Origin of the sequence: Amorphus coralli DSM 19760 (genome assembly GCF_000374525.1) — a bacterium.
Lineage (GTDB): Bacteria > Pseudomonadota > Alphaproteobacteria > Rhizobiales > Amorphaceae > Amorphus > Amorphus coralli.
Genome location: NZ_KB894572.1, coordinates 516,885 through 538,915 on the forward strand (window position 1 = coordinate 516,885; position 22,031 = coordinate 538,915).

Annotated in this window: 22 protein-coding genes; 21 read left to right on the plus strand and 1 reads right to left on the minus strand. The window is 68.0% G+C overall.

The window, feature by feature from the left end; genetic code table 11:
* Positions 1–82 precede the first annotated feature (82 nt).
* The 18 genes from obgE to C507_RS0110385 all read left to right on the plus strand — a co-directional run bounded on the left by obgE (position 83) and on the right by C507_RS0110385 (position 17,208).
* Entirely contained in the window at positions 83–1,123 is a 1,041-nt protein-coding gene (gene obgE, locus C507_RS0110300; protein WP_018699613.1) for a GTPase ObgE, read from the plus strand.
* Positions 1,120–2,274: a glutamate 5-kinase gene (gene proB, locus C507_RS0110305; RefSeq protein WP_018699614.1), complete on the plus strand. Its 1,155-nt coding sequence runs from the start codon at positions 1,120–1,122 to the stop codon at positions 2,272–2,274. The genes obgE and proB overlap by 4 nt, the downstream gene beginning before the upstream one ends.
* Complete coding sequence (locus C507_RS0110310; protein WP_018699615.1) at positions 2,268–3,572, plus strand: glutamate-5-semialdehyde dehydrogenase; 1,305 nt, start codon at positions 2,268–2,270, stop codon at positions 3,570–3,572. The genes proB and C507_RS0110310 overlap by 7 nt, the downstream gene beginning before the upstream one ends.
* Positions 3,569–4,213 (plus strand): nicotinate-nucleotide adenylyltransferase, encoded by a 645-nt coding sequence (locus C507_RS21010; RefSeq protein WP_018699616.1) that lies wholly within the window; start codon positions 3,569–3,571, stop codon positions 4,211–4,213. The genes C507_RS0110310 and C507_RS21010 overlap by 4 nt, the downstream gene beginning before the upstream one ends.
* A gap of 220 nt (positions 4,214–4,433) precedes the next feature.
* Entirely contained in the window at positions 4,434–4,847 is a 414-nt protein-coding gene (rsfS, locus tag C507_RS0110320; protein WP_156829244.1) for a ribosome silencing factor, read from the plus strand.
* Positions 4,848–4,919: 72 nt separating this feature from the next.
* Positions 4,920–5,402, plus strand: a complete 483-nt coding sequence (gene rlmH, locus C507_RS0110325) for a 23S rRNA (pseudouridine(1915)-N(3))-methyltransferase RlmH (RefSeq protein ID WP_018699619.1) — start codon at positions 4,920–4,922, stop codon at positions 5,400–5,402.
* 225 nt (positions 5,403–5,627) lie between these two features.
* Entirely contained in the window at positions 5,628–6,899 is a 1,272-nt protein-coding gene (locus tag C507_RS0110330; RefSeq protein WP_018699620.1) for a murein hydrolase activator EnvC family protein, read from the plus strand.
* Positions 6,896–8,224, plus strand: coding sequence for a S41 family peptidase (locus C507_RS0110335; protein ID WP_018699621.1), 1,329 nt, complete (start codon positions 6,896–6,898; stop codon positions 8,222–8,224). The genes C507_RS0110330 and C507_RS0110335 overlap by 4 nt, the downstream gene beginning before the upstream one ends.
* A 179-nt stretch (positions 8,225–8,403) precedes the next feature.
* On the plus strand, positions 8,404–8,904 hold the full coding sequence (locus tag C507_RS0110340) for an RNA pyrophosphohydrolase (protein WP_018699622.1): 501 nt from the start codon (positions 8,404–8,406) through the stop codon (positions 8,902–8,904).
* 209 nt (positions 8,905–9,113) lie between these two features.
* Positions 9,114–9,785: a BA14K family protein gene (locus C507_RS23070; RefSeq protein ID WP_051089740.1), complete on the plus strand. Its 672-nt coding sequence runs from the start codon at positions 9,114–9,116 to the stop codon at positions 9,783–9,785.
* Positions 9,786–9,811: 26 nt separating this feature from the next.
* Positions 9,812–10,357 (plus strand): BA14K family protein, encoded by a 546-nt coding sequence (locus C507_RS22395; protein WP_051089741.1) that lies wholly within the window; start codon positions 9,812–9,814, stop codon positions 10,355–10,357.
* 102 nt (positions 10,358–10,459) lie between these two features.
* Complete coding sequence (locus C507_RS22400; protein WP_018699623.1) at positions 10,460–10,990, plus strand: hypothetical protein; 531 nt, start codon at positions 10,460–10,462, stop codon at positions 10,988–10,990.
* Positions 10,991–11,271: 281 nt separating this feature from the next.
* Positions 11,272–12,132: a formyltetrahydrofolate deformylase gene (gene purU / locus C507_RS0110360; RefSeq protein ID WP_018699624.1), complete on the plus strand. Its 861-nt coding sequence runs from the start codon at positions 11,272–11,274 to the stop codon at positions 12,130–12,132.
* Positions 12,133–12,329: 197 nt separating this feature from the next.
* On the plus strand, positions 12,330–13,907 hold the full coding sequence (locus tag C507_RS0110365; protein WP_018699625.1) for an FMN-binding glutamate synthase family protein: 1,578 nt from the start codon (positions 12,330–12,332) through the stop codon (positions 13,905–13,907).
* 90 nt (positions 13,908–13,997) lie between these two features.
* A complete protein-coding gene (gene gloA, locus C507_RS0110370) occupies positions 13,998–14,438 on the plus strand; it encodes a lactoylglutathione lyase (protein ID WP_018699626.1) in 441 nt (146 codons plus the stop codon).
* A 135-nt stretch (positions 14,439–14,573) separates the two neighbouring features.
* Positions 14,574–15,566 (plus strand): amidoligase family protein, encoded by a 993-nt coding sequence (locus C507_RS21030; protein WP_018699627.1) that lies wholly within the window; start codon positions 14,574–14,576, stop codon positions 15,564–15,566.
* A complete protein-coding gene (locus C507_RS21035; RefSeq protein ID WP_245559668.1) occupies positions 15,563–16,309 on the plus strand; it encodes a gamma-glutamyl-gamma-aminobutyrate hydrolase family protein in 747 nt (248 codons plus the stop codon). Before C507_RS21030 ends, C507_RS21035 begins: the two co-directional genes overlap by 4 nt.
* Positions 16,306–17,208: a DMT family transporter gene (locus tag C507_RS0110385; RefSeq protein WP_018699629.1), complete on the plus strand. Its 903-nt coding sequence runs from the start codon at positions 16,306–16,308 to the stop codon at positions 17,206–17,208. The genes C507_RS21035 and C507_RS0110385 overlap by 4 nt, the downstream gene beginning before the upstream one ends.
* Here C507_RS0110385 and C507_RS0110390 read toward each other — a convergent pair.
* Positions 17,166–17,429 carry a DUF1674 domain-containing protein gene (locus C507_RS0110390; RefSeq protein WP_018699630.1) on the minus strand — a complete coding sequence of 88 codons (264 nt, stop codon included), beginning with the start codon at positions 17,427–17,429 and terminating at the stop codon, positions 17,166–17,168. The genes C507_RS0110385 and C507_RS0110390 overlap by 43 nt on opposite strands.
* Before the next feature lie 130 nt (positions 17,430–17,559).
* Between C507_RS0110390 and htpX the strand changes: the two genes are divergently transcribed.
* The 3 genes from htpX (at position 17,560) to C507_RS0110405 (ending at position 21,933) form a co-directional block, all read left to right on the plus strand.
* Positions 17,560–18,519: a zinc metalloprotease HtpX gene (gene htpX / locus C507_RS21040; RefSeq protein WP_018699631.1), complete on the plus strand. Its 960-nt coding sequence runs from the start codon at positions 17,560–17,562 to the stop codon at positions 18,517–18,519.
* Positions 18,516–19,904, plus strand: a complete 1,389-nt coding sequence (locus C507_RS0110400) for an RsmB/NOP family class I SAM-dependent RNA methyltransferase (RefSeq protein WP_018699632.1) — start codon at positions 18,516–18,518, stop codon at positions 19,902–19,904. The genes htpX and C507_RS0110400 overlap by 4 nt, the downstream gene beginning before the upstream one ends.
* 277 nt (positions 19,905–20,181) lie before the next feature.
* Positions 20,182–21,933 (plus strand): heparinase II/III family protein, encoded by a 1,752-nt coding sequence (locus C507_RS0110405; protein WP_018699633.1) that lies wholly within the window; start codon positions 20,182–20,184, stop codon positions 21,931–21,933.
* The last annotated feature ends 98 nt before the right edge of the window (positions 21,934–22,031 follow it).

Sequence of the window (22,031 nt, forward strand, 5' to 3'; positions counted from 1 at the left end):
AACCCTGCCCCGGCACCGGTGCCGGCGAGGCGGAGACGAAAGGACCCGGCCGCGTCCGGCGGCCGGCAGTGAGGCCCCTCCCGTGAAGTTCCTCGATCAGGCCAAGGTCTATGTCCGCTCCGGCGACGGCGGAGCCGGCTCGGTGTCGTTCCGGCACGAGAAGTTCGTCGAGTTCGGCGGGCCGGACGGCGGCGATGGCGGCCGTGGCGGCGACGTCTGGGTGGAGGCGGTGGAAAACCTCAACACCCTCATCGATTACCGCTACCAGCAGCATTTCAAGGCCAAGCCCGGTGTACATGGCATGGGCCGCAACCGCACCGGCGCCGGCGGCGAGGACGTCGTCCTGAGGGTGCCGGTCGGGACGGTGGTCCTGGAAGAGGACAACGAGACCGTCATTGCCGATCTCGCCGAGGCCGGCGACCGGGTGTGCCTCGCCAAGGGCGGCAACGGCGGCTTCGGCAACGCCCGGTTCAAGTCCTCCATCAACCAGGCGCCCCGCCGCGCAAATCCGGGCCTGGAGGGCCAGGAGCGGTGGATCTGGCTGCGGCTCAAGCTGATCGCCGACGCCGGTCTCGTCGGCCTGCCCAATGCGGGCAAGTCGACCTTCCTGTCGCGCGTCTCGGCCGCCAAGCCGAAGGTTGCCGACTATCCTTTCACCACGCTCCATCCCAATCTCGGCGTCGTCAGCGTCGACACGCGCCGCTTCGTGCTGGCGGACATCCCCGGCCTGATCGAGGGCGCCCACGAAGGTGCCGGCATCGGCGACCGGTTCCTCGGCCACGTGGAGCGCTGCCGGGTGCTGCTGCACCTGGTCGACGGTACCGAGGTCGACGTGGCGGAGGCCTACCGCACCGTGCGGGAGGAGCTCGCCGCCTATGGCAACGGCCTCGACGAGAAGCCGGAACTGGTCGCGCTCTCCAAGGTCGATGCGCTGTCGCAGGAGGAGCGCGAGATCCAGGCGAAGGAGCTCGGCCGCGCCGCCGGCAAGGTGCCGTTCCTGGTCTCCGCCCCCACGGGCGAGGGCGTCGACAAGGTGGTGATCGCGCTGCTGCGCTCCATCGACCAGGCGGTGCAGGAGGAAAAGGACGCCATTCCGTCGGACAAGCCGGAGTGGCAGCCATGACGCCGCGCATCGCCGATTGCCGCCGGGTGGTGGTGAAGATCGGCTCGTCGCTGCTTGTCGATTCCGCGACGGGCACGGTGAAGGGCGGTTGGCTGGAGAGCCTGGTCGACGATCTGGCCGCGCTGCACGCTGGCGGCGGTGAGATCATCCTCGTGTCGTCCGGTGCCATCGCGCTCGGTCGCGGGGTGCTCGGACTGCCGGCCGGCGCCCTGAAACTGGAGGAAAGCCAGGCCGCGGCGGCCGTCGGCCAGATCGCGTTGGCGCGCGCCTGGTCTGAGTTCCTCGGCGCGCGCGGCATGACGGCCGCGCAGGTGCTTCTGACGCTCGGCGATACCGAGGAGCGGCGGCGCTATCTCAACGCCCGCTCCACCATCGCCACGCTGCTCGCCCGGGGAGCGGTCCCCGTCATCAACGAGAACGACACGGTCGCCACCAGCGAGATCCGCTACGGCGACAACGACCGGCTGGCCGCGCGCGTGGCCACCATGGCGAGCGCCGACTGCCTGGTGTTGCTGTCCGACGTGGACGGCCTCTACACCGCGCCGCCGGCGCTGGATCCGTCCGCAGAGCTGATCCCCGTGGTCGAGCGCATCACGCCCGAAATCGAGATGATGGCGGGCGCCGCCGGCTCCGAGCTGTCGCGAGGCGGCATGCGCACCAAGGTCGAGGCCGGGCGGATCGCCACGGAGGCCGGCACCACGATGGTGATTGCATCCGGCCGCCGCGACCACCCGATCGGCGCCATCGACGCCACCGGCAAGGCAACCTGGTTCCTGGCCCAGGCCGAACCGGCGGCGGCCCGCAAGACCTGGATCGCGGGCCGTCTGGAAACACGGGGCACGCTGATCATCGACGATGGGGCCGTGCAGGCGCTCGCGGCGGGCAAGAGCCTCTTGCCGGCCGGCGTGGTCGAGGTGGAGGGGCGCTTCGACCGGGGCGACGCGGTGCGCATCCTCGACCGGGACGGAAACGAGCTGGCCCGCGGGCTTGCTGCCTACGATTCCGGCGACGCGGTGCTGATCGCCGGAAAGAAGAGCCGCGCCATCGAGGGAATTTTGGGGTATCGGGGGCGCACCGCGATGGTCCATAGGGACGATCTGGTGGTACAGGCGGTGACCCGGACCCTCGGGAGGGGAGCAGGAGTATGCTGACGACGCCCGAACAGAGCGCGGATTCCGCCGGAGGCGACGGATCCGTCGAGGCCACGATGCTGGCCATCGGACGGCGCGCCCGAGCCGCTGCCGACCGGCTGGCGCTGGCATCGGCGGAGCAGAAGACGCGCGCGCTGACGGAGATGGCGAAGGCCGTCCGTGCCTCGGTGCCGGCGATCCTCGCCGCCAACGGCGACGATGTCGCGGACATGAAGGCGGCGGGCACGAGCCAGGCGCTGATCGACCGCGGAACGCTGTCGGCGGAGCGCATCGAGGCAATCGCGACGTCCATCGAGGTTGTTGCGGCGCTCGACGATCCGGTCGGTCAGATCATCGCCGACTGGCGCCGGCCCAACGGGCTGGAGATCGAGCGCGTGCGCACGCCGCTCGGCGTCGTGGGCATCATCTACGAGAGCCGGCCGAACGTGACGGCGGACGCGGGCGTCCTGTGTCTCAAGGCTGGCAACGCGGCGATCCTCCGCGGCGGCTCCGACACCCGTCGCAGTGCCGCAGCCATCCATCGCGCTCTTGTCGCCGGCCTGGAAGCCGCCGGCCTGCCGGCCGATGCGATCCAGGTCGTTCCCACCCGCGACCGTGCCGCCGTCGGTCACATGCTGTCCGGCCTGGACGGCAATGTCGACGTGATCGTGCCGCGCGGCGGTCGCGGCCTCGTGGAACGGGTGCAGGCGGAAGCCCGGGTGCCCGTGTTCGCGCACCTTGAGGGTCTCTGCCACCTGTTCGTCCATGCCGACGCCGACCTGGACATGGCCCGCACCATTGCCGTCAACGCCAAGATGCGGCGAACCGGCATATGCGGCGCAATGGAGACGCTGCTGATCGACCGGGCGGTGGTCGACACGCACCTCGGTCCCATCGTCACCGCGCTGCAAGAGGCGGGCTGCGCCATCCGTGGCGACGCGACGGTGGTGGCGCGCTGCGCGGACGTTGCGCCGGCCAGCGACGACGACTGGGCGACGGAATATCTCGATGCGATCCTTTCGGTGAAGGTGGTGGACGGCCTCGACGGCGCGCTCGACCACATTGCCCGCTACAGCTCGCACCACACCGATGCCATCGTCACCGCGGACGAGGCCGCCGCGACGCGGTTCCTCGCCACGGTCGATTCCGCCATCGTGGTGCACAACGCTTCGACCCAGTTCGCCGACGGCGGCGAATTCGGAATGGGGGCGGAGATCGGAATCGCCACCGGTCGCTTCCATGCGCGCGGCCCGGTGGGCGTGGAGCAGCTGACGAGCTTCAAGTACCGGGTCCACGGGACCGGGCAAACCCGCCCATGATGGAACGCCTCGCGAGCGGCGTGGGCCGCCCCGACTATCTGCGGATCCCGCGTGTGGGGATCGGCCAGAAGATCGCGCTCTTCGGCGGCACCTTCAATCCGCCTCACAAGGGGCATCGTCACGTGGCGATGACGGGGCTGTCGCGGCTCGGTGTCGATCAGGTGTGGTGGCTGGTCACGCCCGGAAATCCGCTGAAATCCCACGACGGGCTGGCCAGCCTTGACGAACGCGTCCGCATCACCCGCGAGTATGCCGACCACCCGCGCATGGTGGTGACGGCCTTCGAAGCCAATTACAACTTCCGGTACACGGCCGATACCATCGATTTCTGCCGTCGGCGCTTCCCCACGGTGAAGTTCGTGTGGCTGATGGGCGCCGACAATCTCGCGACGCTGCACCGCTGGCAGAAATGGCGCGAGATCATGCGCCTCGTGCCGGTTGCCGTGGTCGACCGGCCGGGCGCGTCAATGTCGGTCATCTCGTCGCCGGCGGCGCGGTCCTTCGCGGGCGCGCGCGTGCCCGAAACCCAGGCCGCGGCGCTGCCGGGCGCGTCTCCGCCGGCCTGGACATTTCTCCACGTGCCGCTGGATCCGAGCTCGTCCACGGCGATGCGCAACGGTCGTCGCACCTCCGCGTCTTGAAATCGTCATCCCGGCACCCCTATCTTTTGTTGTGGCGGTGGATTCGCCGTCCGTGGCATCTTCGCGATGCTGGACCGTTTCTTCAGGATGCAGACATCTGCGATGAGAAGCGGTCGCGACGCTTGGACGCCCGGCTCGAAGACGTCGGTCGGGACCTGGTCCAAGTCGGTGGTCGAACAGCCGCGCTCGCGCGGCATGGCGAAAGGGCAAATTGTCGACCATGAAGTTTGAGGCAGAGGGCGCGACTCTCGTTCGTGAGCCTCATCAGAGCCTTCCTCCGCGCGACATGTCGGAGGAGGCGCTTCGCATCGTCCTGGAAAGTCTCGACGACTCCAAGGCCGAGGACGTGATCTCCATCGACGTGACGGGCAAGACACCGCTCGCCGACCACATGGTGGTGGCCTCTGGCCGCTCCCATCGCCACGTAGGCGCGGTCGCCGACCGGCTTCTCCGTGACCTGAAGGACGCCGGGCTCGGCACGTCCCGTGTCGAGGGCATGAGCACCTGTGACTGGGTGCTGATCGACACCGGCGACGTGATCGTTCACCTCTTCCGTCCCGAGGTGCGCGAATTCTACAATCTGGAGAAGATGTGGTCGGCCGAACAGCCGGCGAGCATCCACGTGGTCGGCTGACCGGCCACCGGTTCTGAACGGATCGGCGGACGGGGCGAGGATCACCGGGATCGGGACAGTGCGTACGGCCTGATGCGGATTGCTATCGTCGCCATCGGACGGCTCAAGAACGGGCCGGAGCAGGACCTCGTCGCGCGCTACATGGAGCGCGCGAAGAAGGTCGGGGCCCAGATGGGTCTCGATGTCGGCGGGATTCGCGACCATGCCGAATCCCAACTGCCAAGCGCAGACGGCCGGCGCGAGGCCGAGGCGAAGGTTCTGTCGAAAGGCCTGGAAGACCGGTGGCGAGTGATCGCCCTCGACGAACGCGGTCGCGATACCGGCAGCGTCGAGTTGGCCGAACTGCTTGGGGCCTGGCGCGACGACGGCGTCTCCGACACGCTTTTCGTCATCGGTGGGCCGGACGGGCTGCACCCGGATCTGCGCCGACGGGCCGACCATGTGCTGGCCTTCGGCCGGGCGACGTGGCCGCACATGCTGGCGCGCGTGCTCCTGAGCGAACAGATCTACCGCGCCACCACGATCCTCAGCGGGCACCCCTATCATCGGGTCTGACGGCGGGCGGGCCGCGCGTTTGATCAGCGACGATCTCATAAGGATGTGTTCACTCCGGCAAGGCAGCCTGTGGACGCCCGCGCGCTGCCGGCCGACACTGTGATTCGAAGCTGGCCGGAAGCCCGGTCGCCGGATTGCCCGTTTCTGGAGCCCGTCTCACGCATGACTGCGCGCCAGCGGTCCCGACCGATCCGATTGCCCGCCCGCGCCCGGCGCGCGGCTCGGATGGCGCTCGCGCTGTCGGTCGCCGTGCTGGTCGCCACGGGGGAGGGGGCCTTCGCCCAGCCCGTCGCAGCGGAGGAACAGGAGCGGATCGAAGCGCGCCAGCAGGAGCTCGAGGCCCTGCGCGAACAAATGCAGCTGACCCGCGAGCGCGAGGCGGAGCTGGCGGAAGAGGTCGCGGCGCTCGATCAGGATCGTGCCGCCCTCACGGAAGACCTGGTGCGGACCGGCGAGCGCATCGCCCGTCTCGAACGGCGCATTTCCGACAGCGAGGAGCGGCTGGCGAAGCTGTCCAGGAACGAGGACGGCATCCGCCTGTCCCTGAACGCACGCCGTGGCGTGATCGCGGAAGTGCTCGCCGCTCTTCAACGCATCGGTGCGAAGCCACCGCCCGCTGTCGCCGTGCAGCCGGAAGACGCGCTTGCGGCCGTGCGCAGTGCCATCCTCCTTGGCGCCGTCGTGCCGGAGCTCAATGTCGAGGCGGAGGCGCTGGCCGCGGACCTCAAGGCGCTGACCACACTCAAGGCGCAAATCGCCGAGGAGCGCGAATCGCTGTCCGCGGATCTCGCGTCGCTGACCGAGGAGCGCGCGCGGGTCCAGCTTCTGGTCGAGGAAAAGAAGGCGCAGCGCGACGAGCAGGTGGCCGCTCTCGAGGCCGAACGGGAGAAGGCGGAGGACCTTGCCTCGCGCACGTCGTCGCTGCAGGAGCTGATCGAGGGGCTGGAGCGAGAGGTCGCCGGTGCCCGCAAGGCCGCGGAAGCGGCGCGTACGGCCAGCGAGGCGGAAACCAAGCCGAGCGCCGGCGACCCGGGACGCCTGTCGCCGGCCGTCCCGTTCGCGCGGGCGCGCGGCAGCCTGCCTCTCCCCGCCCAGGGCGCCGTCCTGCGGCGCTTCGGCGAACCGGACGCCACCGGCGACGCGGCGAAGGGCATTTCGATCTCGACGCTTCCCCAGGCCCAGATCCTGGCGCCGGCCGATGGCTGGGTGGTCTATGCCGGACCGTTCCGCAGCTATGGCCAACTCTTGATCCTGAATGTCGGCGACGGATACCATGTTCTGCTGGCGGGCATGGACCGGACGGACGTCCAGCTCGGCCAATTCGTCCTTGCCGGCGAGCCGGTGGGGACGATGGGTTCTCAAAGATTCGCGAGCGCGGCCACCATGGACATCGAATCGCCGCGACCTGTGCTCTATGTAGAATTTCGGAAGGATGGATCTTCCATCGACCCCGACCCGTGGTGGTCGGCGCGTGCAGACGAAGAGGTTCGTGGATGATGAAGCGTTTGACCCTCGTGGGGGTGGGCGTCGTGATCGGTGCCGTTGCGGTTGCCACACTTGACGGCGCCCGCTGGATGCCGAGCGGCGTTGCCGAGGCGGCGTCATCCGATACCTATCGGCAGCTCAACCTGTTCGGCGACGTGTTTGAGCGCGTGCGCAACGATTACGTCGAGCAGCCCGAAGACGAGAAGCTGATCGAGACGGCCATCAACGGCATGCTCCAGTCGCTCGATCCGCATTCCTCCTACATGCCGCCGAAGGACTTTCGCGACATGCAGGTGCAGACCCGCGGTGAGTTCGGTGGTCTCGGCATCGAGGTTACCATGGAGGATGAGGTCGTGAAGGTGGTGACACCGATCGACGACACGCCTGCCGCCGCGGCCGGCATCCTGGCCGGCGACTACATCATCCAGCTCGACGGCGAGCCGGTGAAGGGCCTCACCCTGTCGGAGGCCGTCGAGCGCATGCGCGGACCGGTGAATACCGACATCACCGTTACCGTGGTGCGCGACGGTGTCGACGAGCCGTTCGACATCGATATCACCCGCGAGATCATCAAGATCCAGTCGGTCAAATGGCGGCCGGAGGAAGATGTCGGATACATCCGCATCACCCAGTTCAACGAGCGCACCTTCGACGGTCTCAAGGAGGCCATCGACGAGCTCGAGGCGGATATCCCCGAGGACCGTCTGAAGGGCTTCGTGGTCGACATGCGCAACAATCCCGGCGGTCTGCTCGACCAGGCGATCGCGGTGTCCGATGCCTTCCTCGAACGCGGCGAGATCGTGTCCACCCGCGGCCGGGAGGACAACGAGACCCAGCGCTTCAATGCCCGCTCCGGCGACCTGGTCGACGGCAAGCCGATCATCGTGCTGGTCAACGGCGGCTCCGCTTCGGCCTCCGAAATCGTTGCCGGCGCGCTGCAGGATCATCGCCGCGCGACGGTGCTCGGCACCCGGTCCTTCGGCAAGGGGTCGGTCCAGACCATCATCCCGCTGGGCTCCAACGGCGCTCTACGCCTGACCACGGCGCGCTACTACACGCCGTCGGGCACGTCGATCCAGGCGAAGGGCATCGAGCCCGACATCGAGGTCGAGCAGGAGCTTCCCGACGAACTGGCCGGCAAGGTCAAGGCGCGCGGTGAATCCTCGCTGCGCGGCCATCTGGAGGCCTCCGACGGCGAGGAAGAGTCCGGCTCGTTCGCCTACGTTCCGGCCGAGACCGAGGACGACCAGCAGCTTCAGTCGGCGCTCAGCCTGCTGCGGGGCATCCAGGTCAACAGCGCCTTCCCGCCGGATCCGGAGTCCGTTATCCCGAACTGATCGGTCATGCGACCGCGACACGTTCCACGGGGCGCCTTCGGGCGCCCCGTTTCGTTTGGACGATGCTTGCCGAACGGGAAGCCCGCTTGACCCTGCCGTTGCCGCGTCATACGTCCGTCCGGCGGCGGCCGGTCCGCCGCGAGCCGCCCCGAGCCTGTCCCCCTGTCCCGAGGTTTGCCGTGGTCGATCGCCAGAGCCTGCCATACCGGCCCTGCGTGGGCGTGGCCCTCTTCAATGCCGAGGGCAAGGTTTTCATCGGCGAACGCACAAGCGGGTCGGAGCACACCCAGGTCCAGATGGCCTGGCAGATGCCGCAGGGCGGCATCGACAAGGGCGAGGAGCCTCTCGCTGCCGCGCATCGCGAGCTCTACGAGGAAACCTCCATTTCCTCCATCAGCCTCATCGATGAGGCACCTGACTGGGTCACCTACGATCTTCCCGAGGACCTGCTGGGCGTGGCCTGGAAGGGCCGCTATCGCGGTCAGCGGCAGAAATGGTTCGCTTTCCGCTTCGAGGGGGCAGAGGCCGAGATCGACGTGTTGACGCCGCCGGATGGCCACAAGCCCGAGTTCACCTCCTGGCGCTGGGAAGCTCTCGAGCGGCTGCCCTCCATCGTCGTGCCGTTCAAGCGCGGCGTGTACGAGCAGGTCGTTTCCGCCTTCGCCCACCTGGCCCGTTGACCGTCCCGCCTTTTTCTCCGCCGATTTTGCGGTTTTCCTGACGCGGCTCGGATGCCGGTAGCCTTGTCTTGCAGTGGGCGCCGGCCGTCCGTTCATGTCCGGTTCAGGCTGGATCGGCCAAGGATGAGCGTAGAGGGGCAGGTTCAGCGCGCACCGCCCGGGAACCCGGCTGGGAAGCAGCGCGTTTTTCGGTGGTGGAGAAACGACAAATGAAACATCGAGCTTTTGTAATCGCGGCTGCCGCCGCGGCGTTCTCGAGCGTCGCCCTGTCCGGTCCAGCAACCGCCTTCCCCGCAATCGCGGAGCTGGCTGCGCCGTCGTCCGTCGTGCAGGCCCAGTACACCCGGCAGGGCAGCTCCGGCAGCAACACTTTCGTCGTCGGACCCAACAATCTGCGCGGCGATCGTCCCAGCAACGGCGGCAACTACGACCGTCCGCGTCCGGACAACCGTCCTGACGAGAACCGGGCCGAGCGCCGCCGCAACGATGGCAACCGCCACGACGGGCGCCGCGCCGAACGGCGCTATGACGACCGCTACGATCGCCGCCGCTATTACGACGATCGCCGCAACTGGCGCGGCCCCCGCCGCTACCATGATGGCCGTTATTGGCGGCCGGCGGACGATGGCTGGTACGTCTACAACGATGGGGCCTGGATCGCCGCGGGCGCGTTGGGCCTCGCCGCAGGCGCTCTGCTCGGTTCGGCGATCACGACGCCCCAGGCGCCGGCAACGGTCCAGAGCGGCGCGCCGGTGACCAAGACGGGCATCCCGCCGTGGACGCCGGCCTGGTACACCTACTGCTCGCGCAAGTTCAAATCCTTCAATCCGGAAACTGGCCTCTATCTCGGCTACGATGGCAAGTACCATTACTGCCGCTAAGGCTCCGATCGGGAAGGACACGTCTCATGCGCAAGCATTTCGCTCTCCTGACGGCGCTCTGCCTGTCGATCACGTCGCTGCCCGCGACAATGGTGTCCGCCGCTCCGGCCTCCGGCGTCCTGGCCGGCCAGGTGGAAGCGGTCACGCCGCAGGTCAAAGAGGTCCAGTATCGTCGCGGCTATCGCCGCGGTCCGCCTCCGCGTAGCTACTACCGGGGGCCGCCCCGCGGCTACTATCGCCCGGCTCCGCCGCCGCCGCGCTGGCGGGGGCCGCGCCGCTACTATAACGGGCGCTACTGGCGGCCGGCGCACAATGGCTGGTACGTCTACAATGACGGTGCCTGGGTGGCTGCAGCCGCACTCGGCCTCGCCGCCGGTGCGGCTCTCGGAGCGGCGGCCGCGGCTCCGAGCGCGCCGCCGGTGGTGGTCCAGCAGGGCGCGCCCGTGACGCGCACGGGCATCCCGCCGTGGACGCCGGCCTGGTACACTTACTGCTCGCGCAAGTACAAGTCGTTCAATCCCGAGACAGGCCTCTATCTCGGCTACGACGGCAAGTATCACTATTGCCAGTAGGCCCGATTTGGCCGCGTCCCACAGGACACCGCGGTCCGTGTCGTTGAAACGCTCTGCCGGGGGCGGCAGGTCCGGGCGGCATCGCCGCCCCTGGAGGGTCCAATGAGGACACTACGCAAGAGTCTCGCACTGGCGCTGCTGGTGTCGGTCGCGGGGGCATCCCAGACCGCGATGTCCGCGCCGCTCGGTCTTGGTGGGGCGACCGGCCTTTCGGCATCGGGATCGCTCCCGGTCGAACACGTCGGCGGCCGCTATCACGGCCGGCGCTATCGCGGTGGCTGGGACAATGGCAATGCCGCCGCCGCGGCGGCCACGGCCGGGATCATCGGCCTGGCGACGGGCGCCATCATCGGTGGCGCACTGGCCAACCAGAACCGTTGCTATGGCGGAGGCTGCTACGGCTACACGTCTCCGCGCGTGCGGGTCTACGAGGCCCCGCCCGTGGTCTACGAGGCCCCTCCGGTATATGCCGCGCCCGTCTACGCGGCTCCGGTTTATCCGGCTCCGCCGGTCTATGCCGAGCCGGCGCCCTATGGCGGTCCCGTCTACGTGGTACCGCAACCCTATGACGGGCCGGCCACCGATCCGTCGGGCTGTTACGACGTCGGCGCGCGGGTGGTCTGCCCTTATTGAGCGAGCGTCGCGCGGCAACGGCTGCCGCGCGACCGCCCGTATGCTCCCATCATGGCAGGTGATCGTGCGGATCAATTTCCCCCATGCTTGGCGGGTTTTTGCCCGGCAGGAACGGGGCCGCACGGGGGCTGAGAGGCAGCAACGATGCCGGTTCCGTCGCATTTCGAAGCATGGATGACGCGGGCCGCGCGGCTTGGGCGTAGAGGCGGTGTATAGGTTGCCGATCGGGCGCATTTCTGCCACTCGAACTCCTCCGCAACCCACCGTCGAGCGCAGCCGCCATGACCGACTCTGCCCGTCTCGTCCTGAACCTTTCGTGCGAAGACAAGCCCGGCATCGTCGCCGGTATCGCCAGCACGTTGGCCAACTCCGGCTGCAACATCCTGGACAGTGCCCAGTTCGGCGACACGGAAACCGGGCTGTTTTTCATGCGGGTGGAGTTCATGGCCCCGGAGGGGGTCTCGCGGGAGGACGTGTCCGCCGCCCTGGCGTCCGTCGCCAAGCGCTTCCAGATGGACTGGGCGGTGTACGATGCCACCGCGCTTCTGCCGATCCTGGTGATGGTTTCGAAGTTCGACCACTGCCTGCTCGATCTCATCTACCGCCAGCGGATGGGGGCGCTTCCCGTGCGTATCGCGGCCGTCGTCTCCAACCACACCGACGCGCAGCCGATCGCGGAGATGAACAGGATTCCCTTCCACCACGTGCCTGTGACGCGGGATACCAAGCCGGAGGCCGAGGCAAAGCTTCTGGAGATTTTCGAGGCGTCCGGCGCGGAGCTGGTGGTGCTCGCGCGCTATATGCAGGTCCTGTCGGAGGACCTCTCCACGACGCTTTCCGGCCGGGTGATCAACATCCATCATTCCTTCCTGCCGGCCTTCAAGGGCGCCAAACCCTACCATCAGGCCCATGCCCGCGGCGTGAAGCTGATCGGCGCAACCGGCCACTACGTCACCTCCGATCTCGACGAAGGACCGATCATCGAGCAGGACGCCGAGCGGGTGAGCCACGCCCATGCCGCCGACGAGCTTGTCGCCATCGGCCGCGACATCGAGGCACGGGTCCTGGCCCGCGCCGTCAAGGCGCATGCGGAACGCCGGGTGTTCCTGAACGGCGTCAAGACGGTCGTCTTCCGGCCCTGATCGGCACGGTTCACGTCGCCCGTTCGCCAATGCGGTCCGGCTCCCCATGATCTCGTGGTTCAAGCGGGCTTTCTGAGCGCCGCCGGATCGCCTATCACTTGTCCAATTCCAGCAAGCGGTGGCGGGCCGGCCGTCCGTTCCGCCGCATGTGCCGCGTACCGGGGCTTGGGTGCTCCGGGTGGCAGGGGAGGGGGAACATGGTCCGCAAGATTTTCTACATCGCGTCGATCGTCGCGGTCGTCTTCGTGCTGTCGGCGGGAGGGCTCGCCTACCCGTTTTTCTGGCTTTTCGTCGTGGTGGTGCCGCTGATCCTGCTCGGCCTCTACGACATCTTCCTGTCCGGCCATAACGTGCTGATCAACTATCCGGTGATCGGCCACCTGCGGTACGCCTTCGAATTCATCAGCCCGAACATCCGGCAATATTTCATCGAGACGAACTCGAGCGGGCGGCCGTTCAACCGGCTGCAGCGCGATCTCGTCTCAGAGCGCGCCGAGGGCAAGCCGGACGCGCTTGCCTTCGGCACCCAGTACGACGTCAACGAGGTCGGCTATCACCGGGCCAACCATTCGCTGGCGCCCAAGGTGGTGTCGGAGGAGGAAAGCCGCGTGATGGTCGGCGGGCCGGACTGCGCCAAACCCTATTCGGCGTCCCGGCTGAACATTTCCGCCATGAGCTTTGGCGCGCTGTCCGCCAACGCGATCCTCGCCCTCAACAACGGGGCGCGCGTCGGCGGCTTTGCCCATAACACCGGCGAGGGCGGCATCAGCCCCTACCACAAGGCCGGCGGTGGCGATCTCGTCTGGCAGCTTGGCACCGGCTATTTCGGCTGCCGCACGGCAGAGGGCGGTTTTGACGCCGAGCTGTTCCGCGAGAAGGCGGCGCTCGACAAGGTCAAGATGATCGAGATCAAGCTGTCCCAGGGTGCGAAGCCGGCGCATGGCGGCGTGCTCCCGGCGGCGAAAATCACGCCGGAAATTGCCGAGATCCGCGGCGTGCCCATGGGCGTGGACTGCATCTCGCCGCCGGCTCACCGGGAATTCTCCACGCCCGTCGGGCTTCTGGAGTTCGTCCAGCGGCTGCGCGAGCTGTCCGGTGGCAAGCCTGTCGGCTTCAAGCTTTGCGTCGGCCGGCGCAAGGAATTCATGGGCATCTGCCGGGCCATGCTGGAGACCGGCATCAAGCCGGACTTCATCACCGTCGACGGCGCGGAGGGCGGCACCGGCGCCGCTCCGATCGAGTATTCCGACCGGCTCGGCATGCCGATCCTGGAGGGGCTCGTCTTCGTCCAGAACTGCCTGGTCGGTGTCGGCCTGCGTGACGACATCAAGGTGATCGCCAGCGCCAAGACCGTGTCGGGCTTCGACATGGTTCTGAAGATCGCGCTGGGTGCCGACATGGTGAATGCCGCCCGCACGATGATGTTCGCCGTCGGTTGCATTCAGGCGCTGCGCTGTCACCTGAACACCTGCCCGACAGGCGTTGCCACGCAGGATCATGGGCGAGCCCGCGCGGTGGACGTCGATCTGCGCCAGTTGCACGTGGCCAACTACCACCGTGCCACGGTTAAGAGCCTGCTGGAAATCGTCGGCGCGATCGGGCTGGCCGACGTTGATCATCTGGGTCCGCGCCACATCTACAGGCGCGTGGCCGACCAGACCGAGCGGACCTACGCGGAGATCTACGACTTTGTGCCGCCCGGAAACTTTCTCGGCAACGACATCCACGCCTACTACAAGCCGCACTGGGACCTTTCGAGCGCCAGCGCGTTCTAGGTCCTCTCGCAGCTTCGACCACGCCGAACGCGCGCCCCGCACTGCAGGACGCTTTGGCGTGGCCAGACCCCGCAAACGAAGGAGACCGACATGCAGTATCTCCACACGATGGTCCGCGTCCGCGACATCGACGAGTCCCTCGATTTCTACTGCAACAAGATGGGCATGACGGAAGTCCGCCGGATGGAGAGCGAGCAGGGCCGCTTCACCCTGATCTTCCTGTCTGCCGACGAGGACATCGAGCGCGCCGAAGCCGATCGCGCACCGCTCCTGGAGCTGACCTACAACTGGGACCCGGAGGAGTATTCCGGCGGCCGCAACTTCGGTCACCTGGCCTTCCGTGTCGACGATATCTACGCCACCTGTCAGAAGCTGATGGATGCGGGAGTGACCATCAACCGTCCTCCCCGCGATGGCAACATGGCCTTCGTGAAGTCCCCCGACGGCATCTCCATCGAGCTGCTCCAGAACGGCGAGGCGAAGGAGCCGGCTGAACCCTGGGCCTCCATGCAGAACACCGGCACCTGGTAAGCCGGCAACGTCCTGGCGGAACGGTTGCGCCGTTCCGCCATTTCCTCTGTGCTGGCGTGGGGCTGGCGCTTCCGGAAATCCGCTCCGGACGGCCCATCTTGAGTCCCGCGCATCCCAGACGGAGGAGGCTATCCGATGGATCCGGACAAAGCCGGCCGCGGAGCCGGTACTTTAATACCCGACCCGTTAGCGCCGCCCTGGCCATTCGGCGAGGACGGTGCCCCGCGCCGGGTCGGTGTCGAGGTCGAGTTCGCGGGACTGGAAACCGTTGAGGCGGCCTATATCGTGAAGTCCCGCCTGGGGGGAACGGTCACCGCGTCCGACCCCCACCGCTGGACCGTGGCCGATACGGAGTTCGGCACGTTCACCATCGAACTGGACAGCCGGTACGCTCACCCGAGCGAGGAGTCGGGACCGGCCGATCTTGCACTGCGCGAGGCGTTCGGGCGGGTGGCCTCCATCGTGGTGCCGGCCGAGATCATCGCGCCGCCGGTCGCTCACTCCGATCTGCCTGAGATCGACACCCTCGTCCGGGCGCTGGCTGGCGCCGGTGCACGCGGCACCGAGGAATGGGCGCCCTACGCGTTCGGCCTCCACCTCAACATCGAGACGCCCTCGCGCGAGATCGCTCCGATCCTGAAGATCTTCCGCGCCTTCCTGCTCCTGTCGCCCTGGCTCAGACGCCGCATGCGTATCGATCCGACCCGCGCCCTGCTGCCGTTCGTGGATCCGTTTCCGACCGACTTCGTCGACTGGGTCGTCAACGCCGGCGACGACATCAGTCTCGAGGAGTTCATCACCGCCTATTGCCGGGCCAACCCCAGCAAGCACCGCGACCTCGACCTCCTGCCGTTGCTCACATATCTCGACGAAAACCGCGTCGCGCGGGCGCTCGGTGAGAAACCGAAGGCGAAGCGGCCGACATTCCATTACCGGCTGCCCGACGCGCGGCTCAGCGATCCGTCCTGGTCGATCACTGGCGAATGGAACCGCTGGGTCGCGGTGGAGCGGCTTGCAGCCGACGACCACAGGCTGGAACTGCTGTCGCGCGCCTGGCGGCGGTGGCGCAACGCGTGGCTGTCCGCCGAGCCTGACTGGGACGAGATGGTCGACAAGGTGATGTCGTGAGCCGGAGGCCGCTGATCGGTGTCACGACGTCCGCTCGTGGCGGCTGGCGCAGCTACTTCATGACCGCTATAGCCATTCGTCTGACGGGTGGGCGCACCGAGCGGATCATGCCGGACGACGATGTGGAGGACCTGGCCGGAAGGCTAGATGGTCTTGTTGTCGGCGGCGGCGATGACATCTCCGCGCATCTCTACGGCGGCGAAATCGTTCCCGACGTGCGGCTCGACCCCGATCGCGACGACCTGGAAATCCGGCTGATGCGCCGGGTTCTTCCGGGCCGGATTCCCGTTCTTGGAATTTGCCGGGGGGCTCAGATGCTGAACGTGGCCGCTGGTGGCAACCTGATTGCTGACATTTACAGCCTTGATGCGCCGCCGCCGCGACTGCGCACCATCCTGCCGCGCAAGACCGTAACCCTGGTGCAGGGCAGCCGGCTGGCGCGGATCGCCAAGCTCAAATGGTTCCGGGTGAACGCGCTTCATCACCAGGCCATCGATCGGCTCGGCACCGACCTGAAGGTTGTGGCGCGCGACAAGGCGCTCATCGTGCAGGCCATCGAGGCGAGCGGGAAGCCGTTCCGCGTCGGCGTCCAGTGGCACCCCGAACTGCTCGTCTTCAAGCGTTCGCAACGTCGGCTTTTCCGGGCCCTCGTGCGCGATGCCCAACGGTTTGCGACCGGGCCGGACCGCCATGAGGCGGAACCCGGCGAGGCGCTGCTGGCTGCGGACACGAAGACCCGATGACCGACCAGATGAAGGGCACGCTGCTGACGCTGGTCGGCGTGCTCGTGCTATCCCCCGACGCCATGATCATCCGGTTGATGTCGGTCGACCCGATGACCGTCATCTTCTGGCGCGGCCTCGGCATCTTCGTCGTGCTCGGCATCCTGAGCCTTGTCCGCCACAAGGGAGGGGTGATCGCCTATGCCCGCAAGTGCGGCTGGACGGGCGTGATGATCGCGATCTGCTTCGCCGTCTGTCAGCTTGCCTTCGTCGGCGGTGTGGCCACCACCAACCCGGCCCACGTGCTGGTCATGGTCGCGGCAACGCCGCTGTGCGCGGCGATCGCCAGCCGCATCCTGCTCGGCGAACGCATCGCCCCCTCGACGGCGATTGCCATCGTGGCGGGTCTCGCCGGCGTTGCGATCATGCTGTCTTCGCACATGAGCGGGGAGGGCAACTGGCGGGGCGACCTCGTGGCTGCCGCCGTCCCGATCTCGCTCGGCACTGCCTTCACGCTGATCCGCAAGCTGCGGGCACCGGACGTGTTCTTCCTTTACGCCATCGCCGGGCTTCTGGTGGCGCTGGTCGCCGCGCCGTTCCACGCGCCGGGCCTGCTCAGGGGCGCGGATGCCGCCCTGATGGGCCTCCTTGTGCTGCTGGTGGTGCCAATCTCGTTCGCGCTAATCACCCAGGGCCCGCGCTACATCACGTCGGCCGAGGTGAGCCTGATCATGCTGCTGGAGACGATCCTCGGCCCGATCTGGGTGTGGGCTGTGGTGGGCATCGCACCGACTGTCCACGCGCTGGTGGGCGGGGGCCTGCTCCTGGCAACGTTGGCGCTGCATTCGTGGTGGCGGCTCAGCCGCGGCCGGCGCCCTCAGAAGTCAGAGGCGATGCCCTTGACCTCCCAGTCGCCGTAGCGCGCGGGGTCGAGCCCGCCGCGTCCGCCGACCTCGCTGGGACGTTCGGCATCGGCCGTGCGCCGGGCTTCGGCTTCGGCGAGCGCGCGCCGTGCCGCGTCGCTGAGGGGCTTCGTCGGCTCCTCGGTTGCCGGCTCGAGAGCGGCTCGGGAAGGGGCGGTGTCCGTCATTGCTGTCCTCTCGGCCTTGCGACGCTTGTCGCGGTCCGTGCTTGCGACCATTTATAGATCGCTCCCCCGCCCGCGTCGAAAGGCGAGCGGCGCAGGGGCGCTCCGCAGCCTTCGCATGGCGACCCGACCGGGCAGCAGCGGCGGGCGCGGCCAGACATTTCGGAACGGGACGACCGCACGCATGAATTTCTTCAGGACCGCCCTGCTTCTGGCAGCGATGACGGCCCTCTTCATGGGCATCGGCTACATGATCGGCGGCCAGGCCGGCATGTTCATCGCCTTCGCCGTCGCCGCGGGCATGAACATCTTCTCCTACTGGAGTTCCGACAAGATGGTGCTGCGCATGCACCATGCGCGGGAGGTCGATGCCCAGAGCGCGCCGGAGTTCTACGGCCTCGTGCGCGATCTCGCTGCACGGGCGGAACTGCCGATGCCGCGCGTCTTCATCCTCGACGAGGACCAGCCGAACGCGTTCGCCACCGGTCGCAATCCGCAGAACGCGGCGGTGGCGGCGACGCGCGGGCTGCTGCAGATGATGACGCGCGAGGAAATCGCCGGCGTCATGGCGCACGAGCTGGCCCACGTGAAGCATCACGACACGCTGACGATGACGATCACCGCCACATTGGCCGGCGCCATCTCCATGCTCGCCAATTTCGCCTTCTTTTTCGGCGGATCGCGCGACAACAACAACCCGCTGGGCTTCGTCGGAGTCATCCTGATGATGATCCTGGCGCCCCTGGCGGCCATGATGGTTCAGATGGCCATCAGCCGGACGCGTGAATACTCCGCCGATCGGATGGGCGCGGAGATCTGCGGCCAGCCGCTCTGGCTGGCGTCCGCCCTCGACAAGCTGGAGAATGGCCGCCGCCGCATCCCGAACCCGGCGGCAGAGCAGAACCCGGCCACCGCCCACATGTTCATCGTCAATCCCTTGTCCGGCCAGCGCATGGACAACCTGTTCTCCACCCATCCCGCAACCGCGAACCGGGTCGCGGCGCTTGAGGAACTGGCCAGCGAGATGGGGCAGGGGGCGGGCGCCGCGCTCGGGCGGGCAGGCCCCGTGAGCCGCGGCTCGGGTCGCGGATCGGTACCCCGAACGGGCGGCTCCGGCCGGCGCGGGTCCGGACCGTGGGGATGAAGCCCCAGCAAAGCGAGCGCTCGCGCACCAAGCGTCCGACCAGCCAAAACCGTCCCCGCCGGCGTCCGGTGCCCGCCGGCTACGCCGCCCGCGACCTCGCGGTGGATATTCTGGAGCAGATGGCCGGCGACCAGGTGCCGGTCGATGCGGTTCTGGAAAGCGATGCCATTGCGCAGCGTTTCTCGCGCCTCGACGTGCGCGATCGCGCATTTGTGCGCACCCTGGTGGGCTGCGCACTGCGCAGGCGCGGCGAGATTCAGGCGGTGGCCTCGAAGCTCCTTCACAAGAAGCTGCCGCGCTCGGCAGGCCGTGCCGACACCATCCTGCGGGTTGGCCTCGCGCAACTCCTCTATCTCGACGTGGCGGAGCACGCCGCGGTCCATCTCTCGGTGGACCTGGCCAAGGCGCACCCGGCCTCCGGTGGCTTCGCCGGGCTGGTGAACGGCGTGCTGCGCCGGGCCGGGCGCGAGCGCGAGGCGCTGCTGGCCGACATCGACGGACCGGTCGTCAACACGCCTGACTGGTTGTTCCGCCGCTGGGCCTGCGCCTACGGACGCGATACCGCCCGGGCCATTGCCGCCGCTCACATGGTTGAGCCGGCGCTCGACGTGACGGTGAAATCCGATCCCGGAAGCTGGGCGGAGCGGCTGTCGGGGATCGTCTTGCCGACCGGCTCCGTCCGGACCACGGCCGGCGGTGCCATCGCCGAGCGGGACGGGTTCACGGAAGGCGCATGGTGGGTCCAGGATGCCGCCGCGGCGCTTCCCGCCCGTCTGATGGGCGACGTTGCCGGCAAGCGCGTTGCCGATCTCTGCGCCGCACCCGGCGGCAAGACGGCCCAGCTCGCGGCAGCGGGCGGCATCGTCACCGCGGTGGACTCAAGCGCCGGACGGCTCCGGCGGCTGACGGAGAATCTCGCGCGCCTGTCGCTGTCGGCGGAAACGGTCGCTTCCGACCTCAGGCAGTGGGAGCCGGACGGCGCTTTCGATGCCGTCCTGCTGGATGCGCCCTGCACCTCCACCGGCACAATCCGGCGCCAGCCCGACGTGGCACTCCTGAAGCGCGAGAAGGACATCGCGGCCCTCGCGGACCTGCAGAGCGCGCTCTTGGAGCGCGCGGCAGCCTGGGTGAAGCCCGGCGGAACGCTGGTCTACTCCACCTGCTCGCTGGAGCCGGAAGAGGGCGAGAAGCAGATCGAGGCCTTCCTGAAGGCCCATCCGGACTTCTCCACCAGCGCCATCCGTACAGACGAGGTGCCGGGGCTTTCCGAGGCCGTCACAACTGAAGGCTGGCTGCGCACCCTGCCGTCGCACTGGCCGCACGAAGATCCCCGGCTCGCGGGCCTCGATGGCTTCTTTGCGGCGCGGTTGGTGCGCGCCGGCTGATCAAGCGTTGAACCGGCCTTCTGGAGGAGCCTTTTGCGGGGAGAGTGCGAGCTGCAAGCAGCACTCGCCAAGCAGGGTTCGGCCGGTTTTCCGTTGCCCAATCCTTCCGAACACCGCCACAATCCTAAGTCGACCGCAGTACCCGTGCCAGTTGATGGGGCGGAATGGGCTGATGCGGTATCCCTTTTTCCGATAGTTGATCTAGTGTGGCGCCGCCCGCGAATCGGGTTCGCCGCCTGGTCAGTGGATTTCTTTTTGCGGAGTGCGAACCGCGCCGATGGCGAAACGAACCGGTTCAGACCGGGGGCAGCTCTGGTCGCTTGCCATCCAGAAGACGGTAGGGTCGCATCTGCCCGGCAGGTGGGACCTGATCGGTCCGTTCGTGCACGTCACGCCGACCCGGCTGGTGATCGCGCCGCAGGATATCCGCACCGCCGACCCGACGGTCGCGACCGACATCTATGCCGGGCTCTACTCCTTCGGCGGCCACACGGTGGACGTGGGGGGCAACTCGCCCTTCGTGGTCGAGCCGCCTTCCGCGGAATGGGCACGGGCGCTCCACGGCTTTGCGTGGTTGCGGCATCTGCGCGCCTCCGATTCCGCGCTGTCGCGCTCCAATGCGCGGGCCCTCGTCGATGAATGGATCCGGCTCGGCTCAAAGCTGCCACCCGTGGCGTGGGAGGATTCCGTCGCTGCGCGCCGGTTGCTCTCCTGGCTGTCCCAGTCGCCGCTGATCCTGGAGGACTGCGACCACGGCTTCTACCAACGCTTCCTGAAGGCGGTTGGACGACACGTTCACCAGCTCCGGTGCGCCTTCGCCCGCTCCGACGACGGCCTGCCGCGCATGCGCATGGTGATGGCCCTGACGGCCGCCGCGGCGGCCATCGCCGATCAGCCCGGCTTTGCCCGGTGGGTGACCCGCATCCTGGACCGCGAGCTGACAATCCAGATCCTCGCCGATGGCGGTCATGTATCCCGCCAGTCGGGGGTGATCCTCGAACTCCTGGCCGATCTCCTGCCGATCCGACAGGCCCTGTCGGTGCGCGGCATCACACCGTCGCAGACGCTGGGCGAGGCGATCGACCGCATGATGCCAATGGTCCGCTTCTTCCGGCACGGGGACGGAGCGTTCGCGCTCTTCAACGGGATGGGCGCAACGCCGAGCGACCTGGTGGCGACCGTTCTCGCCTATGACGATTCCCGCGGTACCGCGCCCGGCAACGCTCGCCATTCCGGGTACCAGCGCATGGAGGGGGGCGGTGCCGTGGCGATCGTGGACACGGGTCTGCCGCCGCCACTGCGCTTCGCGCGTGAGGCGCACGCCGGCTGCCTGTCCTTCGAGTTCAGCGACCGGACGAACCGGATCATCGTCAACTGCGGTCTTCCCGCGGGTGGCCGCGCTGTCTGGCGCGATCTCGCCCGCACCACCGCCGCCCACTCCACGCTGGTGGTGGGGGACACCTCTTCGGCCCGGGTGCTGTCCCCTGACGGACTCGGCCGGCGGCTGGGGCCACTTCTCTACAGGGGGCCGCGCGAGGTGGACGTCTACCGCCAGGAAGGAGCGGATCAGACCTCCGTGGTGGCCGATCACGACGGCTACCTGGCGAAGTTCGGTATCGTCCACGAGCGCACCCTCGTGCTGAGCGCCGACGGGCGCGTGCTCATGGGACGTGACAGGCTCACCCCGTCCGGCCGCAAGGCGGGCGACAAGACGCCCTTTGCGATCCGCTTCCACCTTCATCCAAAGGTGCGGGCCAACCGCAGCCAGGGCGGGCAGGCGGTGCTTCTGGTCTGCGAAGACCGCTCCGCCTGGCGCTTCGTGGCCGAAGAGATCGAGCCGGAACTCGAGGAATCGGTGTTTCTCGCGGGCTCGCACGGCATGCGGCGCACCAGCCAGATCGTGCTCCACGGCCGGGTCGATGGCGAAACCACCATCAACTGGAGGCTGGAGAAGGAGGCCGAGCGCGTGCGCACCCGCAAGCGGTCCGCCGACGAGCCAGAGGAAGACGACGCGCCGCTTCTGATCTGAGAACCGGACGCGACGGCTTCCGGACTCGCTGTGAAGTGTGGTACCCGCCATCGCGCGCGGTCGAACGCGCAGCGCCCTGCCTGTCCGGAGCGCGCCTT